The 15592-nt window shown below is 35.3% G+C and carries 21 protein-coding genes and 1 tRNA gene; 14 read left to right on the forward strand and 8 right to left on the reverse strand.

Going from position 1 to position 15592, the window contains the following annotated elements; genetic code table 11:
• Positions 1-18: 18 nt before the first annotated feature.
• Together hxuC and HMPREF2813_RS00725 are read right to left on the reverse strand one after the other, a co-directional pair.
• Positions 19-2166, reverse strand: coding sequence for a heme/hemopexin-binding protein HxuC (gene hxuC / locus HMPREF2813_RS00720; protein WP_005668196.1), 2148 nt, complete (start codon positions 2164-2166; stop codon positions 19-21).
• Between the two features lie 334 nt (positions 2167-2500).
• Positions 2501-3544 (reverse strand): glycosyltransferase family 9 protein, encoded by a 1044-nt coding sequence (locus HMPREF2813_RS00725; RefSeq protein WP_005668198.1) that lies wholly within the window; start codon positions 3542-3544, stop codon positions 2501-2503.
• Positions 3545-3620: 76 nt separating this feature from the next.
• Between HMPREF2813_RS00725 and HMPREF2813_RS00730 the strand changes: the two genes are divergently transcribed.
• From HMPREF2813_RS00730 to HMPREF2813_RS00745, 4 genes are all read left to right on the forward strand, one after another.
• Complete coding sequence (locus HMPREF2813_RS00730; protein ID WP_020909974.1) at positions 3621-4346, forward strand: 3-deoxy-D-manno-octulosonic acid kinase; 726 nt, start codon at positions 3621-3623, stop codon at positions 4344-4346.
• 11 nt (positions 4347-4357) lie between these two features.
• Positions 4358-4945 carry an RdgB/HAM1 family non-canonical purine NTP pyrophosphatase gene (rdgB, locus tag HMPREF2813_RS00735; protein WP_020909975.1) on the forward strand — a complete coding sequence of 196 codons (588 nt, stop codon included), beginning with the start codon at positions 4358-4360 and terminating at the stop codon, positions 4943-4945.
• 122 nt (positions 4946-5067) lie between these two features.
• A complete protein-coding gene (locus tag HMPREF2813_RS00740; protein ID WP_044509703.1) occupies positions 5068-5964 on the forward strand; it encodes a glycosyltransferase family 8 protein in 897 nt (298 codons plus the stop codon).
• A gap of 158 nt (positions 5965-6122) precedes the next feature.
• Positions 6123-6212, forward strand: a tRNA-Ser gene (locus tag HMPREF2813_RS00745).
• 440 nt (positions 6213-6652) lie between these two features.
• On the opposite strand, the gene hpf is transcribed toward HMPREF2813_RS00745, so the two are convergent.
• From hpf to dapA, 3 genes are all read right to left on the reverse strand, one after another.
• Positions 6653-6976 (reverse strand): ribosome hibernation-promoting factor, HPF/YfiA family, encoded by a 324-nt coding sequence (gene hpf / locus HMPREF2813_RS00750; RefSeq protein WP_005653397.1) that lies wholly within the window; start codon positions 6974-6976, stop codon positions 6653-6655.
• Between the two features lie 171 nt (positions 6977-7147).
• Entirely contained in the window at positions 7148-7795 is a 648-nt protein-coding gene (bamC, locus tag HMPREF2813_RS00755; RefSeq protein ID WP_005668207.1) for an outer membrane protein assembly factor BamC, read from the reverse strand.
• 110 nt (positions 7796-7905) lie between these two features.
• Positions 7906-8802 carry a 4-hydroxy-tetrahydrodipicolinate synthase gene (gene dapA, locus HMPREF2813_RS00760; RefSeq protein ID WP_005663978.1) on the reverse strand — a complete coding sequence of 299 codons (897 nt, stop codon included), beginning with the start codon at positions 8800-8802 and terminating at the stop codon, positions 7906-7908.
• Positions 8803-8902: 100 nt separating this feature from the next.
• On the opposite strand from dapA, the gene bcp reads away from it, so the two are divergent.
• The 4 genes from bcp (at position 8903) to HMPREF2813_RS00780 (ending at position 11242) form a co-directional block, all read left to right on the forward strand.
• The gene (gene bcp, locus HMPREF2813_RS00765) at positions 8903-9370 is read left to right on the forward strand and encodes a thioredoxin-dependent thiol peroxidase (RefSeq protein ID WP_005668209.1); all 468 of its coding nucleotides are present in this window, start codon (positions 8903-8905) and stop codon (positions 9368-9370) included.
• A gap of 168 nt (positions 9371-9538) precedes the next feature.
• The gene (gene exbB / locus HMPREF2813_RS00770; protein WP_005648856.1) at positions 9539-9991 is read left to right on the forward strand and encodes a TonB-system energizer ExbB; all 453 of its coding nucleotides are present in this window, start codon (positions 9539-9541) and stop codon (positions 9989-9991) included.
• A gap of 3 nt (positions 9992-9994) precedes the next feature.
• A complete protein-coding gene (gene exbD / locus HMPREF2813_RS00775; RefSeq protein ID WP_005648853.1) occupies positions 9995-10438 on the forward strand; it encodes a TonB system transport protein ExbD in 444 nt (147 codons plus the stop codon).
• A gap of 9 nt (positions 10439-10447) precedes the next feature.
• Positions 10448-11242, forward strand: a complete 795-nt coding sequence (locus tag HMPREF2813_RS00780) for an energy transducer TonB (RefSeq protein ID WP_014550503.1) — start codon at positions 10448-10450, stop codon at positions 11240-11242.
• A gap of 401 nt (positions 11243-11643) precedes the next feature.
• Here HMPREF2813_RS00780 and HMPREF2813_RS00785 read toward each other — a convergent pair whose 3' ends face one another.
• From HMPREF2813_RS00785 to HMPREF2813_RS00795, 3 genes are all read right to left on the reverse strand, one after another.
• The gene (locus HMPREF2813_RS00785; RefSeq protein WP_005628486.1) at positions 11644-11856 is read right to left on the reverse strand and encodes a Gfo/Idh/MocA family oxidoreductase; all 213 of its coding nucleotides are present in this window, start codon (positions 11854-11856) and stop codon (positions 11644-11646) included.
• 151 nt (positions 11857-12007) lie between these two features.
• Positions 12008-12334, reverse strand: coding sequence for a hypothetical protein (locus tag HMPREF2813_RS00790; protein ID WP_220089296.1), 327 nt, complete (start codon positions 12332-12334; stop codon positions 12008-12010).
• Between the two features lie 49 nt (positions 12335-12383).
• The gene (locus HMPREF2813_RS00795) at positions 12384-12677 is read right to left on the reverse strand and encodes a flavodoxin (RefSeq protein WP_005612106.1); all 294 of its coding nucleotides are present in this window, start codon (positions 12675-12677) and stop codon (positions 12384-12386) included.
• Here HMPREF2813_RS00795 and HMPREF2813_RS00800 point away from each other — a divergent pair.
• From HMPREF2813_RS00800 to arsC, 6 genes are all read left to right on the forward strand, one after another.
• Positions 12591-12980 carry an IS1 family transposase gene (locus HMPREF2813_RS00800; RefSeq protein ID WP_075985562.1) on the forward strand — a complete coding sequence of 130 codons (390 nt, stop codon included), beginning with the start codon at positions 12591-12593 and terminating at the stop codon, positions 12978-12980. The genes HMPREF2813_RS00795 and HMPREF2813_RS00800 overlap by 87 nt on opposite strands.
• A gap of 83 nt (positions 12981-13063) precedes the next feature.
• Positions 13064-13276: a hypothetical protein gene (locus HMPREF2813_RS00805; protein WP_005653483.1), complete on the forward strand. Its 213-nt coding sequence runs from the start codon at positions 13064-13066 to the stop codon at positions 13274-13276.
• A gap of 542 nt (positions 13277-13818) precedes the next feature.
• Complete coding sequence (locus HMPREF2813_RS00810) at positions 13819-14286, forward strand: DUF411 domain-containing protein (RefSeq protein WP_005628492.1); 468 nt, start codon at positions 13819-13821, stop codon at positions 14284-14286.
• Positions 14287-14299: 13 nt separating this feature from the next.
• On the forward strand, positions 14300-14629 hold the full coding sequence (locus HMPREF2813_RS00815; protein WP_005628495.1) for a hypothetical protein: 330 nt from the start codon (positions 14300-14302) through the stop codon (positions 14627-14629).
• A gap of 190 nt (positions 14630-14819) precedes the next feature.
• Positions 14820-15122: an ArsR/SmtB family transcription factor gene (locus tag HMPREF2813_RS00820; RefSeq protein ID WP_014550505.1), complete on the forward strand. Its 303-nt coding sequence runs from the start codon at positions 14820-14822 to the stop codon at positions 15120-15122.
• A gap of 63 nt (positions 15123-15185) precedes the next feature.
• Entirely contained in the window at positions 15186-15590 is a 405-nt protein-coding gene (gene arsC / locus HMPREF2813_RS00825; protein ID WP_005628499.1) for an arsenate reductase (glutaredoxin), read from the forward strand.
• Positions 15591-15592 lie beyond the last annotated feature (2 nt).

Here is a 15592-nt window from a genome sequence, read left to right on the forward strand (position 1 = left end):
GCGTTTTCCAAAGTAAATTTAGAAGCTATAAACCGCACTAATTTTCGCATTACGACCAGTGCCTTCCATTAAACTAAACGCGGGTTGATATTTTCTATCAAACAAGTTTTCCAGTGCAAAATCTAAACGCAGGTTTTTCCATTCGCCTTTTAATGGCGCATAGGTAGCACGAAGATCGGTCAGTATATAACTTGGGTAGGTAACACCATGATCTTTAGGCACTCGGCGTTGAGCAGCGTAATGGGTTACTGTCGCTCCCACCGTGAATTTGTCTTTTACTAAAGCATAATTTACCCCTACGCCGATTTTGCTTGCGGCAATGTTTGATAAAGCTTCGCCACTATCTTTATCTTTACCTTTGGTGCTGCCATAGTTAGTAAACAGTGTTAAACGTTCTGTTTGGTATTGAGCTTGCAACTCAATACCGCTTAAACGGGCATTAGTTATGTTTTGATACTGGGAATTTTTTGGCAACAATGCTCCATTTGTATTTGTCTTTGCATCATTAAATATTTTTAAGTTAATAAAATCTTTCACATCATTACGGAAATAAGTCGCTTCAATTTTGAATTTATCGCCTTGTTTAAACAGACTATCAAAATGTAGATTTGCGGTAATTTCTTTATTTTTCGCTGTTTCAGGGCGCAAATTTGGATTTGCTATAAATTTATTGATTTCCTCTCGACCTCCAATAATACTTGCCCCAAAGTGAGCACCACTCACAAACCGCTCTTGCATAGATGGTGCTCGGAAAGCTTCATTATATTTGGCAGTAAAATCTAACCAATTGGTCACTATCCAAGTTAATTTTGTGGCAGGAGATAAATGATTATCCTTGTATTTTACAGTTTTACTTGAGGTATCGTAGTGGTCATAACGTACACTTGGCGAAACTAGCAATTTTTCCCCAAATAGCGGAATATGAGCGATTAAATAAACGCCTGTAGTGTTTGAATTCGCATTATAGGGTTCCGCTCGAAACTTCGCATCTTTATCGTTCATGCCTCGTTCGGTACGGATTTTATCTCGCATATAATCCACCCCATAAACAAAGGAAATGTGAGATAATTCGGAAGAATTACGTAAATTTATACCTCGGGTAGTTAATTTAGTCTGATCTTTCACACCACTGACTTTACGCTGTTCTTTCTCAATAGTTTTATTGTTGTATAGCGCAATATGCGTATTTAGATAAGGATTATCTGGCGTTAAATAATAGTTAAATACCGTGCTTTGATCAGGAATTTGTTGATCAGTTAAATAACTGACACTACCTAAACGTGTTTTCACGCCAGAGTAAAACTTTAATGTTTCTGATGGTGATGGTTGTGTTGTAGGAGGAAGATCGTCTTTTGATCCGTGGAACTTTTTGATTTGATCTGTAATTTGTTCATTGGTAAGTTCGTTTTCCACCTCATTATTGCTTGGTGCTGTTTGTTTAAAACGAGTTTCGCGGTGGGATAATTCCACACGGTTCGCATCATTAATTTGCCAACCAAATTTTGCTAAGCCCCCAAACTGTTTATAGGCTGTATTATTCAGCTTGTTGCCTTTACCAATGCGTAAATTATCCGCATTATTATAAAAAGCACTAATAAGAACATCGAATTTGTCATTTGCCGCAAATACAGAAGCATCCGTTTCCGATAAATTATTAGCAGTTTGATAACCTTGGCGAATTTTAACTCCGAATTTGTCATTATTTTTCAATAAGTCTAAAGCATTTGGCGTACGCATTGCCACAACACCACCCAATGCACCGCTACCCCATAAGGAGCTACTTGGCCCTTTGATTACTTCAATTTCTTGAATAAGTGACATTGGAAGAAAATAAGAACCTCTATGTGCTAAATCAAAATTTTGTCTCACGCCATCAATGACTTGCACAACACGATTATCACTTAACCCTCGGATATTAGGTTTTTGAGCAATGCTTCTCGAACCGCCTCTAACATCAACATTTGGAATGTCTTGTAACGCAGCTGCAACACTAGTCGCTTGCTTAGAAAGAAGACTATCTTTAGATTGTTTTTCTGGCGTATAAGCAAACCTACTTGGATCTCGTGTCGCAATAACGTTGATAGAGTCTAATTCAGTGGATTGTGCTAGCACATTTGCTGTCACTAAGGTTGTAGCAATTGCAAGGGAAAGTTTAGAAAATCGCATCTGTTTTCCTTATTATAATAATTAAAAAGAGGATAACGGCGATAATAATAATAATAATAATAATAATAATCAACTAGTTTAGTTATAATCATTTGCATTTAGTAGCGTAAAATTTAAACTAATTTTGGATTTCAATCTGTACCTGCAAAAATTGGACTAAATAAGCAAGAGATTAAGGTATAGATTTTTATGACTAAATATAAACTAATTTAACAACAAGTTATTGATTTTTAACTTAAAAAATAAAGCTCTTACTTTCCAAAAACAACTTTCAAGTTGGCTATATTAAAACGTTTAACTTAACCATCTAACTTTTGAGATGCAGATCATTTTTTCAAAATAATCCTAATTTTTTCATTTGTTCAATAACGGGTTCGACTTGAATCTCTGCCATCAAATTTTTCCCTTTTAGTTTGGTTGCCCAAGGTAGTTCAGAAGAGGGTTTGCCAAATTCTTTTTGGGCATTTTCTTCATATACTGATACCACGTTATCTAAATTATTATAAGGTGCAGTACGCAAAGGATTGTGATAGGCGTACAAGCCAATAACGGGTGTACCTTGTGTTGTCGCAATATGGGCAGGGCCAGAATCTGGCGAAAGTACTAGATCAACCTTAGAAATTAAAGCGGTAAGCTGTTTTAGGTTTGTTTTTCCTGCAATATTGGTTGGTGTGAAGTGGCAAAGTGCGGTAATTTTTTCGACTATTTCTAATTCACGTTTGGCTGGCGAGCTGCAGAAAATCACATTGATATTATGCTGATGGGCAATATTGGCAATTTCTGCATAACGTTCGATTAGCCAATCTTTTTCTGCTTTGCTAGAACAAGGGGAAATCAATAAATTTTTACGAGAAAAATCAATAAATTGATCGGCAAATTTATAATCATCTTGTGAGATAGCTAATTCCCATTTCGGTTCTGCTTTCGGTACGCCAATATATTCAGCGAAAGCCATAAATCCATCTAATACGTGAGGGGAAAAAGGATCTCTGATACGACGATTTACAAATAGCCATTGCCCTTCGCGAGAACGTTTTTCTCCAAATCCAATTTTGAATTTTGCTTTAATTCCTAAAGAAAGGATTGATGCACGAAATGCTGTTTGCATATTTAATAGCGCATCAAACTGCTTATTTTTTAGTTGTTTCCAAAGTGATAAAACGCCTTTCCATCCTGTTTTTTTATCATAAGGAATGAGCGTGACATTAGGAATACCCGAAAGCAAACCCATTTCGGTTTTGCCTACAATCCAAGTCACTTCTGTTTGGGGATAATATGCCTGAATGTGCTGAACCACAGCTAAGGCGTGGCAAACATCGCCTACCGCTGACAATCGGAGAATACAAAGGGATTTTGGAGCTTTGGTAAAAAGTGGCATTGGCATTCCTTTATTATTTAATTTGTGCCTATTTTAAAGTAGAATGACCCCATTTTCTATTTATAACAACGTTCTAATGAACCAATTCCAACAAGATAACCAATATTTTATCTTTAATTTTGACCGCACTTTTGAGCAAGCAACCGAGTTTTTCCAAGCGGAATTTTGGCAAAAACAAGAACGAGTGATAGGAAGTGCAAAAGGTCGAGGGACGACTTATTTCTTGCAAACGGAAGATTGGTTTGGCGTAAATTGTGCGTTGCGTCATTATTATCGCGGTGGACTTTGGGGTAAACTGAACAAAGATCGGTATCGTTTTTCTGCTCTTGACACTACCCGTAGTTTTGCTGAGTTTCATTTGTTGCAACGTTTGTATGAAGCAGGTTTGCCTGTGCCTAAACCCATTGCCGCACGTATTCAAAAAGGCAAGTTAGGTATTTGCTATCAAGCGGATATTTTGACCGAGAAAATCGAAAACGCGCAGGATTTAACCGCACTTTTACAAACACAAACATTGCCAAAAGAAATTTGGAGGCAAATTGGTCGTTTGATTCGAAAACTACATGATTTACAGATTTGCCATACTGACTTGAATGCACACAATATTTTGCTTCAACAGACTGAACAAGGGCAAAAATGTTGGTTACTCGATTTTGATAAGTGCGGTGAAAAATTAGGAGATTTTTGGAAAGTGCAAAATCTGAACCGTTTAAAACGTTCCTTCGAAAAAGAAGTTGGACGAATGAATATTCAATTTACCGAGCAAAACTGGGCTGACTTAACGGCAGCTTATCATCAATAAAAGGACTAATTATGAAACAAAAAATTGTACTTGCTACAGGCAATAAAGGAAAAGTAAAAGAAATGGCTGATGTCCTATCTGATTTTGGTTTTGAAGTGATTGCACAAACAGATTTAGGCATTGAAAGCCCAGAAGAAACAGGCTTAACTTTCGTTGAGAATGCGTTATTAAAAGCGCGCTATACCTCAGAGAAATCAGGTTTACCTGCTATTGCGGATGATTCTGGCTTGGTGGTTTCCGCACTTAATGGCGCGCCAGGTCTGTATTCTGCACGTTATGCTGGTGAAGAGGGCAATGATGCTAAAAACCGTGAGAAATTATTGGCAGAGCTTGCTCATGTTGCACAAGATAAACGCCAAGCCAAATTTGTGAGTTGTATCGTGTTTTTACAACATCCAACGGATCCATCGCCAATTATCGCCGAAGGTGAGTGTTGTGGCGTGATTGGTTTTGAAGAAAAAGGCGAAAATGGTTTTGGTTATGACAGTTTATTCTTTAGCCCAGAACAAGGTTGCACATTTGCTGAATTAGAAACGGTTGAGAAGAAAAAAATTTCTCATCGAGCAAAGGCATTGAGTGTTTTAAAAAGTAAATTATAAAGTAAATAAAATTATTTAATCTATCAAAAAAATAACCCAAAAAATAATAATTCACACGTTAATCAGAGATAATTTCATGACAGACAGACAGACAGACAGACAGACAGACTGTCAGTCAGACGATGAATATTATATTTTCATCTGACAACTATTATGCACCTTATTTAGCTGTAAGTATTTTTAGCATTATTAAAAACACACCTGAAAAAATAAATTTTTATATTCTTGATATGAAAATAAATCAGGAAAATAAGACCATAATAAATAATTTAGCAAGCGAATATTCTTGTAAAGTATTTTTCTTGCCAGTTTGTGAGTCAGATTTTCAAAACTTTCCAAAAACAATAGATTATATATCTTTAGCTACTTACGCTAGACTAAATTTAACTAAATACATAAAGAATATAGAAAAAGCTATTTATATTGATGTGGACACATTAACAAACTCTTCACTTCAAGAACTTTGGAATATAGATATAACGAACTATTATTTGGCAGCATGTCGAGATACTTTTATTGATGTAAAAAATGAAGCTTATAAAAAAACAATTGGTTTAGAAGGAGATTTTTATTTTAATGCGGGCATATTATTAATTAATTTAAATAAATGGAAAGAAGAAAATATTTTCCAAAAATCAATAAATTGGATGAATAAATACAATAATGTTATGAAATACCAAGATCAAGATATTCTAAATGGTATCTGTAAAGGAAAAGTAAAATTTATTAATAATAGATTTAATTTTACACCAACGGATCGAGGTTTGATTAAAAAGAAAAATTTATTACACGTAAAAATGCCAATAGTTATTTCTCATTATTGTGGTCCATATAAATTTTGGCACAAAAAATGCAGTCACTTAAATTGTCATATAGGAAATTTACTTTTAAAAGAAATGGATAAAATTATTGATATACCATCATCTTGGTATGATCATTTTGAGAAAATCCCTTTTTTAATTAAAATAAAAAGGTTAAGAAAGAGAATAAAAGATAAATTAATATATGGCATCTATTAAAAATCAACTGTTTTAATAATTATTAATTTCTTCTAACTCTGGATTAGATCAATAGCTTTATTGCCTATTTTTTAACTAATCTTTTAAAGATTTTTATTTTTTAGAGTAAAAAACTTGACTAAACCAGAGTAAATCTTTATAGTTTGCTCACCTTTTACGGTGAGATGTCCGAGTGGTTGAAGGAGCACGCCTGGAAAGCGTGTATGTGGGAAACTGCATCAAGGGTTCAAATCCCTTTCTCACCGCCATTAATCCCGTCAAATAATATCTATTTCGTTAAAAAATATAAATTTAATCTGTATCTTTCATTAGCCTCTATTTTTATTAAAAGCAATTTAAGAAAAAATTAATCAAACGCTTAGGAAATTCATACGTATTTGCCGATCGGTTTTTTAGATTTTTTGGTGTGTTTTATAAAATAAAATTTCGCTCTGTAGGGCATTGTTTAAGTTTATGAAGTTATTGAAGATAAAGTTGTCGTTTATGTTCTTGTAGTGGATAAGCGTGAATGTACTGAAGTTTACATCGCCGTGCACGATAGGTTAAATTAATCTATATTTAATAAAATATTATTAATATTTTATTAAAGATCATCAATTTTTAGTGATTTAATTGTTTCATCTAAAATTAATCTGACAGACATATCATTTTACAATAAGACTGCCAGATTAGATTTTATCTACAGTATTTAGTTTTCAAAAGAATCCTTTAAACGTTCATCAGCTCGGCGAGATTCACTTTTATGTTGAAGTTTATTAAGCTGACGTTCTAATTTTTCTTCCACTTCATTAATTGCTTTATACATATCATCTGAAGTTGCACTGGCTAATAAATTGCCTAAGGGTGTGCCAATAGAGGCTTCAACACTAAATCCATTAGGTACTTTGTTTAAAACAAAATGTGGGCTAATTAACTGCGTTTGCCACTTACCTAACTTCGCAAGTCTTTCCTCCAAGTGTTCACGAATTGCAGGAGTGATGTCCATTTGTTTACTGGTAATATTAAGTGTCATAGCATTTACCTCTTTGTTGCGTGATTTAAATTCTAGTTAATAACAAAATAGTGTTCTTATTTTAGATTTTCAAGTGTTTTAAAGATAAATATCAGAGTAATTTTCAAAAGAATGATCTATGTCTCATGTTTAAATATCTATTATTTTAGAGAAATTATTATATGACGCCCCCTATTGAATTAAAGTGCTTGATAAATCCTGTAATTGTTTGTTATACGCGGTAGTGAGTGTTAAAACAATGCGATTTAAACGTTCCGAAGTATAATATTGTTTATCTGATACATTTGGTGTAAAAATAATACCATCTCGGCGCATATGTAAAATAGATACGGTAAGCACACTTACATCAGCTGTCATAACTTGTTCTATTTGATATTTTATTTCTATAGATTTATCGCCAATTCGTTCTGTTTTTGCCCAATCAGTTGTTAAAATCGAACCATCTGTTGTTGATGAAATACCCTCATCTTTCAATAAACGCTTAACTTGCTGAAGATTATATAGTTTTGCCTGTTGTTTTGGATAGACAATCAACGAACGTTCGCCATCAAATTTTGTTATTGAATTTTGAATAATAGCGAGAGGGATTAATGGTGGGCGAATATCAATATCTTCCCCTTTTTTCACTTCAATATTAGGTAATGAATAGGCATCATCAGCTTTTGGTAACTGTACACCTCCAGTAGCCAAAGGGGAAAAATGGGGAATGCTCGTCTCAGATTTTTGAAATGAATCGTTGGTTGCTTTTAAGGTTTCAGGATTAGACGAACAACCAGCTAGAATAATAGCCGTTACTAAATTCAATATTATTTTTTTCATATATTAACCTTAACTAAATTGAAAATTTGATAAATTCTGACCGCACTTTTTGATTATTTTACTGATCTATAATACATAAAAGTGAGGGGTAATTACTTACCCCTTTATTTTTATAACAATCCTGCGATTTTTAGCGCATCTTCTACTTTTGGTTGAATTTCTTCACTAAGTGTTGTAAGTGGCAAGCGTAAATGTGGCGATTTAATTAAGCCTAAGCGATAAGCTGCCCACTTCACTGGAATTGGATTAGATTCAATGAACAGGTCGTGATGCAAACGCATTAAACGAGCATTAATTTCTTCCGCTTTATCAAAATCTCCCGCAAGTGCATAACGGCACATATCAGCCATATCTTTTGCTGCAATGTTATTTGTTACTGATATTACTCCTTCAGCACCTAATTTTATTGCTTCTAAGCCTGTTGCATCATTGCCACTTAAAACAATAAAATTCTTACCTGCAAGCTGCTTAATTTTAACTATTCGGCTAACATCTCCCGTTGCTTCCTTAATGCCTACAATATTTTCAATTTCAGCTAAACGAGCAACTGTTTCTGGTTTCATATCACTGCCTGTGCGAATAGGAACATTATAAAGAATCTGCGGTAAATCAGTACATTCCGCAATGGCTTTAAAATGTTGATACATTCCCTCTTGGGTTGGTTTATTATAATAAGGCACAACAGATAAACATCCTGCTACACCACTGTCTCGTAATAATTTGGTCATTGTAATTGCTTCACTCGTCGCATTTGCACCCGCTCCCGCAATAATAGGAATACGTCCTTTGGCAAATTCAACAGTCTTTTCAATGACTTTTACATTTTCTTCAATACTTAGCGTGGCGGATTCTCCCGTTGTACCCACAGAAACAAGCGCATTAGAACCAGCTTCAATATGATGTTCTACTAATTTTTCTAAACAGGAAAAATCGACTTCGCCATAATGATTCATTGGCGTAACAAGGGCAACTATGCTACCCGAAAATAAAGGATTTTGCGCTGACATATAACCTCCGTCGGTTTTTAATTTTATTATTTGGTTTCACTTGTTATAGTCGCTAAAATAACGTTAATTTGCAAATTTTTTTTCATTAAAGGAGTTTTTTATGAATCCATTATCTGTTGGTAATCAAGCACCTGCTTTTACCTTATTAAATCAACAAGAAAAATTTGTTTCTTTAAATGATTTTCGTGGTAAAAAAGTTTTAATTTATTTTTATCCAAAGGCTCTCACTCCAGGCTGTACCACACAAGCCTGCGGATTGCGCGACAGTAAATCTGAATTAGATGCACTAGGTTTAGTTGTACTTGGTATTAGTCCTGATGCCCCGAAAAAATTAGCTCAATTTATTGAGAAAAAAGAACTTAATTTCACATTGCTTTCTGATCCTGATCATCAAGTTGCGGAGCAATTTGGCGTATGGGGCGAAAAAAAATTTATGGGGAGAACTTACGACGGTATTCATCGAATTAGTTTTTTAATCAATGAAAGCGGAAATATTATGCAAGTATTTGATAAATTTAAGATAAAAGACCATCATCAAATGATCATTGATTATCTTCGTTCCCTATAATATTTCAAAAAATAACCGCACTTTTCCACATAAAGTGCGGTAAAAAATTCATAAATTTTTCAATTCAAGGTTTACGCATTATTTAGCCTTTGCTAAAATCCCCCGTATGATTGAAATTCATTCTCAATTATATTCTCAAAAAAATTTCTCAAATAACAAGGAAAAAAAATGGTACAACTTTTTGATTTTTTACAACAGTACAGTGATTATTTTATCATCGGTTTATTATTACTGATGAGCATTATTATGCTTGCGATGGTAATTGAACGTTATCTTTTTTTAAGAAAGGTAAGCGTGGCACATTATTCTACTATTCATGCATTAGATATTGATTTAAACCGTAATATGACAGTGATTTCTACCATCGGTGCAAATGCGCCTTATGTTGGATTACTTGGTACAGTTATCGGGATTTTATTAACTTTCTATCAAATCGGTCACGGCGGTGGCGACATTGATCCAAGTGTAATTATGTTGCACTTATCTTTAGCATTAAAAGCAACTGCATTAGGTATTCTAGTGGCTATTCCCTCTATGGTGTTTTATAACGGTTTGGGGCGTAAAGTTGAAGTTAATCGTTTAAAATGGAAAGTATTAAGCGAACAAAAAGATAAGGAATAATTCGTGAAAAAATTCGATGAAATCAACATTATCCCTTTCATTGATATTATGTTGGTGCTACTTACTGTGGTGCTTATTACTGCATCTTTTATCTCTCAAGGTAAAATTCAAGTAAATGTACCAAAAGCTAGTACAGCGGTCGCATTTAAATCTGACGAGCTAGCTAAATTATTGACAGTGACAGCGGATAAACAACTCTATTTTAATGATAAACCTATTTCTCAAGAAGCTCTAGAGGCAGAAATTGCTCAATGGAATAAAGATCAGAAAGTAACTTTAAAAATTGATGCCGAAGCCTCTTTCCAAGATTTTGTGACGATTACAGATATGCTTTCTAAAAATGAAATCAAAAATGTGGCAATTGTTTCTATGAAAGATAAGGGAAAAAGTGCGGGTGAAAATTCTCAAGAATCTACTCCTTCCCAATCTGTACCAACTACGCCGTAAGGAATAATTATGCAGCAAACAAAACGTTCGCTATTGGGTTTGCTTATTTCTTTGATCGCACACGGTATTATTATAGGATTTATCTTATGGAATTGGAATGAGCCAAGTGATAGTGCAAATAGCGCACAAGGCGATATATCTACAAGTATTTCTATGGAGCTATTACAGGGCATGGTGTTGGAAGAACCTGCTCCAGAGCCAGAAGATGTACAAAAAGAGCTAGAGCCTGAGCCAGAAAATGTACAAAAAGAGCCAGAACCAGAAAAACAAGAAATTGTAGAAGATCCAACAATAAAACCTGAACCGAAAAAAATCAAAGAACCAGAAAAGGAAAAGCCAAAACCAAAAGAAAAGCCGAAGAAGAAACCTAAAAAAGAGGTTAAACCACAAAAGAAACCAATCAATAAAGAGCTACCAAAAGGCGATGAAAATATTGATTCAAGTGCCAACGTAAATGATAAAGCAAGTACAACAAGTGCAGCTAATAGCAATGCACAGGTAGCAGGAAGTGGAAGGGATACGAGTGAAATAGCGGCTTACCGTTCTGCAATCCGCCGTGAAATTGAAAGCCATAAACGTTATCCAACTCGAGCGAAGATAATGCGCAAACAAGGAAAAGTGAGTGTATCTTTTAATGTAGGAGCTGATGGTTCATTAAGTGGTGCTAAGGTTACAAAATCCTCAGGCGATGAAAGTTTAGATAAGGCGGCATTAGACGCTATTAACGTATCTCGCTCTGTTGGAACAAGACCCGCAGGATTCCCTTCGAGTTTAAGTGTGCAAATTAGTTTTACTCTTCAATAAAATGTGATATGGAAGATAAATGGTAGCAATTAATCTTCCCTAAAACTAAAGCTATAAAATTAAGGACTAAATCTATAATCATAGGTTTAGTCCTTTTAATTAGTAAAATAAAAAGAGAAGCTCTCTTTTATTCAGCTTCTCTCTGATTTTTATCATTTACTTTTCAATCTATGTAATTTAGAACGGTTGTTTCTATATCATTTATAAAATGTAAATTATAAAATGCTTTAAAATCAATCAATTAAATATTAACTTGTCAAAATTGAAGTGTGAATATGTAAAAATAAAGAATAAAAAGACTAGATTTCAGATTTTATTTTTACACAATGTACTTACTATAAAATACCAAACAGATAATATTTGTCCATAAATTCATTGAGTTGATTATGCCATTTTTACACTTATTGACTAATCACGATTAAATCCACCTCATCAGTCAGTAACTTTTCAAAATTTGACACAATATCAATGTTGGGGAACCATGCTAATGCCCGAGTGGTTGAACGCTCAAAAAATTTTATCACGTTAAACCGATGATCATTTTTAAAAAAGGGAACGTGGAAAATACGGGTAGAATACCCACTCCCCACAATGGCAACATTAATTTTCTTCATATTTGGCTATCCTTAATTAATAAAATTGTGGCGAGTATAAGATCGTTTCTATCTAGCCATTTGCGAATAAATTAGCAATAGGTTTCCAATGTAACCCCAAATGTACACCCACTAAAATTTGCAACCAATGGGTGCTGGTCATATGAATTTTTCACATTAAATCTGTGGTAGAGTGGAATAGCATTTCCACCAATAGATGTTTAGAAAGCATAATGCCACTGATACAAGCGGTTAAAAATAACAAAAAAGTTGCAAAATTGACCGCACTTTGCAAAATGCGATAGCTGTTATAACTGCCTGAAAAGGTCTTTTTGAGCCACCATGTATTCAGTGAAAGATGTGAGATAATCAAAGCAAAAAAGACCAAGCCGAGCCATTCGTGCGTGATTTCTTCATAAAGATGATAGCCAAAAAGAGAAAGCAATATTGCCGTTAGAACCAAATCTTGAGCGAGTTGGAGGAGATATTTTTTCTTCATAAAATTGAAATTTAAATGGTAGGGACATACGCTGTGTGCCCCTACATTTTTATTTTGTATAACCATTTTCGGTTAAGAATTTAGCTAATCTTTTTTCCACTTGTTGTTCAGCCCTTACCGTTTTATGCAAATACGCCTCAAAACCGTTTTTCACGTTGGCTTGTGGTTGAAGTTGCTGAATATCTTTATCCGTTCCACCCAAACGACTGCCACCGTGACCAACCACCGGCACAATATTTTTCCCACTAAAGTCTACTTGCTCGAGCAAAGAATAAAGCGCCATTGGCATTTTGTACCACCAAATCGGATAGACCAAAAATACCGTATCTACATCGGTTATCATGCCAAGACAAGTGAAATCATGGCATTTGTTTGGGGCAAACGTGATTTGCAAACCGCTTTGGCTTTAAAGCAGCGTTTAAAAGCACTCAAAGTAAGCTATGAACGTATTGCCGGCGATAATTGGGATGCTTTTGTAAATGCGTTTTCTGATACCGGTGACCAATGGATGGGTAAGCAACATACTAAAGCGATTGAGGGTAATAACTGTCGGATTCGGCACAGATTAAGTAGAGCCGTCAGACGCAGTTGCTGTTTTTCCAAATCAATGTTTTATCATGTTAAATCTTTTAATATTGGATTTTAGGCAATCAATCATCCCAAACAAATTTAACCCAGCACACTTTTCAGGACACCACCAATGTTTTAAATAAATAAGGAAATATGCAAATGAATAAATTAACAGCAGGTCGCCCAAGCGCAACTAAAAGCAAACTTTCTGTTGCTGATGTCAGCGAGCAAGAGCGTATTAAGCGGATTAGCTTTGATATGACAGAAGCCAATCATCGTGAACTAAAAAAATATGCGGCGGAACAGGGCGTAACCATTCGGGAAGTGCTGAATGGTTTAATTGATGAGTTATTGGCGAAAAAGAAAAAATAATTGAAAGCAGTGTTGATGGGTAACAACACAGCTTAAAAATTTTACAATATAAAACAATGTTATATGAATAATTTGTAAAAAATCTTCAAAATTATGCAGGATTTGGGTGTTTGCAAATTAAAATAACTTATTTTGCCTTCAATTTTTAACCAGTCAAATTTACCATTTTTGCGCCGTAAAGCCCCGTTCTTCAGGTTGGGGATATAGCTTTTTTGACTTTTTCTCTTGCCCACTCTTCGTATTGGGAAGTTTGATTTTTAACTGGTTTTAAATTCATTTTGCTATGATATTCTGTTTAAGGTTTTTATTATTATACCTAATGAATGTTTAAATTGGGGTGTTCACGCAAAAACACATTGACTGCTTTAAATCCGTATGTGGCATTGTGGTGATGGTTATTTTATTTTCTGATATTTCAAAAGCTTGCGGCTCTCTTGTCCAGACAAGCGATTGAGGATGGAATGTGTGCATTATTAGTCCTGAGTAATGAGACTGTATTATAGTAAAGATTTCATACATATTGAAAAACAAGCGGTAGGATTTTGAGAAAAATTTGCAAATTACATAAATTCACCCGCTCATTGTTGCTTTTAAGTTTAGGCATAACCGCTTTTGCTCAAGCACAAACACTTTCTATGGAAGTGTGGAAAAGCCCGACTTGTGGCTGTTGTAATGAATGGATCAGCTATATGCAGAAAAACGGTTTTGAGGTTAAAGTCAACGAAACAGGCAATTATGATGCTCATAAGCGCTTTAACATTAAATATGAACATGCTTCTTGCCACACAGCCGTGATTGATGGCTATGTGATTGAAGGACATGTACCTGCTGAGGATATCAAACGTTTACTCGCAGAAAAACCCGATGCAATAGGCTTGTCTGCACCGGGAATGCCAATTGGTTCACCAGGTATGGACGGTGAAGCATACGGCGGACGCAAAGATCCTTATGATGTTGTTTTGATTAAGAAAAACGGTGAAAGTGAAGTGTTTAAATCCTATAACCAATAGGGGGGAGGAAAGAATGAAACGTCGAGATTTTTTACGTTATGGAATTGGAATTAGCTTAGCCAGTAGCTCGCTTTATAGCCTTGCGAATATGATGAACCACGCACAACATGGCAATATGGCGATGATGCATTCAGTACCTACTGGCCTAATGCCAACTGAGGCAATGCCTTCAGGTTTATCGCTTAATGGGATGTTGCCAAAACTTGCTAATCAATCGACTCGATACATCATCTCGGCACGGTTTAGTCCCAAAGCGTGCATTTGGATTTGCACTTCGCCCGATTTTGGGCGGGGATTTGTACATCAACGATTTGCAGGACATCAGGCGAACCTGTTTGGGTGAATTGGATTTGTTTGGTCATTTTTTTACCTTATTTATGAAATGGAATGAGCGTATTTTAATGTATTGAAATTAGGATAAGAATAGCGAAAAATGGGAAGTGGGTTTTCGTATTTGGAAAGGTGGCTTCGGGCAATTAAAAAACACTTCAATCATACTTGAAATATTGAAATTTCTTGTTATAATTACGCCTATGAATACGATACAAGCAAGCAAACTCTTTGAGAGCCTGTCTTCTCCGATAAGACTGGCGATTTTTCAACAACTTACCGCCGCAGGCAGTACTGGCATGATTGCTGGCGACTTGGCAAAACAGCTTAACCTTGCCCCGAATAATGTGTCTTTTCATCTAAAAAGCCTGTTGCATTCGGGGCTTGTGCGTGTGGTGCAGGAAGGACGGCACATGCGTTATTTTGCCGAGCTGGATTTGATGATGGCATTGACCCATTTTCTGACCCAAAACTGCTGTTCTCAAACAGGCGAATCTTGCCAGTGATTTTCAGGCAGCCTGAAAAATTATTGCCAAATATTTCTATATTCTTGAAAGATTGGAGTAACTATGAACATCACCATTTATCACAACCCAAACTGCGGTACTTCACGCAATGTACTAGCACTCATCCGCCACGCTGGTATTGAGCCACAAGTGATTGAATATTTGAAAAATCCGCCAAGTGAAACGACTTTGCGTGATTTAATCAAACGCATGGGCATCACGCCTCGCCAATTGCTGCGAACCAATGTGCCTCCGTATGAAACGTTTGATTTGCAAAATGAAAAATTAAGCGATGACGAGCTCATTTCCGCCATGCTTCGTGAACCGATTTTAATCAATCGTCCGATTGTGGTGAGTGAAAAAGGTGTGAAATTATGCCGTCCGTCCGAAACAGTTTTGGCATTTTTACCGCCTTTTGCGACCCCGTTTGTCAAAGAAGACGGCGAAATTATTAATCATAAGGAGTAAAT

Source organism: Haemophilus sp. HMSC066A11 (assembly GCF_001811665.1).
Classification (GTDB): domain Bacteria; phylum Pseudomonadota; class Gammaproteobacteria; order Enterobacterales; family Pasteurellaceae; genus Haemophilus; species Haemophilus influenzae.

Coding starts and splice junctions, on each gene's coding strand:
- HMPREF2813_RS00790 (WP_220089296.1), bottom strand. CDS start 12,334: ATGAAGAAAAAATATCTCCTCCAACTCGCTCAAGATTTGGTTCTAACG.
- HMPREF2813_RS00730 (WP_020909974.1), top strand. CDS start 3,621: ATGAACCAATTCCAACAAGATAACCAATATTTTATCTTTAATTTTGAC.
- HMPREF2813_RS00805 (WP_005653483.1), top strand. CDS start 13,064: ATGAATAAATTAACAGCAGGTCGCCCAAGCGCAACTAAAAGCAAACTT.
- bcp (WP_005668209.1), top strand. CDS start 8,903: ATGAATCCATTATCTGTTGGTAATCAAGCACCTGCTTTTACCTTATTA.
- dapA (WP_005663978.1), bottom strand. CDS start 8,802: ATGTCAGCGCAAAATCCTTTATTTTCGGGTAGCATAGTTGCCCTTGTT.
- hxuC (WP_005668196.1), bottom strand. CDS start 2,166: ATGCGATTTTCTAAACTTTCCCTTGCAATTGCTACAACCTTAGTGACA.
- HMPREF2813_RS00795 (WP_005612106.1), bottom strand. CDS start 12,677: ATGATAACCGATGTAGATACGGTATTTTTGGTCTATCCGATTTGGTGG.
- HMPREF2813_RS00785 (WP_005628486.1), bottom strand. CDS start 11,856: ATGAAGAAAATTAATGTTGCCATTGTGGGGAGTGGGTATTCTACCCGT.
- exbB (WP_005648856.1), top strand. CDS start 9,539: ATGGTACAACTTTTTGATTTTTTACAACAGTACAGTGATTATTTTATC.
- HMPREF2813_RS00725 (WP_005668198.1), bottom strand. CDS start 3,544: ATGCCACTTTTTACCAAAGCTCCAAAATCCCTTTGTATTCTCCGATTG.
- HMPREF2813_RS00820 (WP_014550505.1), top strand. CDS start 14,820: ATGAATACGATACAAGCAAGCAAACTCTTTGAGAGCCTGTCTTCTCCG.
- rdgB (WP_020909975.1), top strand. CDS start 4,358: ATGAAACAAAAAATTGTACTTGCTACAGGCAATAAAGGAAAAGTAAAA.
- HMPREF2813_RS00780 (WP_014550503.1), top strand. CDS start 10,448: ATGCAGCAAACAAAACGTTCGCTATTGGGTTTGCTTATTTCTTTGATC.
- HMPREF2813_RS00740 (WP_044509703.1), top strand. CDS start 5,068: ATGAATATTATATTTTCATCTGACAACTATTATGCACCTTATTTAGCT.
- hpf (WP_005653397.1), bottom strand. CDS start 6,976: ATGACACTTAATATTACCAGTAAACAAATGGACATCACTCCTGCAATT.
- bamC (WP_005668207.1), bottom strand. CDS start 7,795: ATGAAAAAAATAATATTGAATTTAGTAACGGCTATTATTCTAGCTGGT.
- HMPREF2813_RS00815 (WP_005628495.1), top strand. CDS start 14,300: ATGAAACGTCGAGATTTTTTACGTTATGGAATTGGAATTAGCTTAGCC.
- arsC (WP_005628499.1), top strand. CDS start 15,186: ATGAACATCACCATTTATCACAACCCAAACTGCGGTACTTCACGCAAT.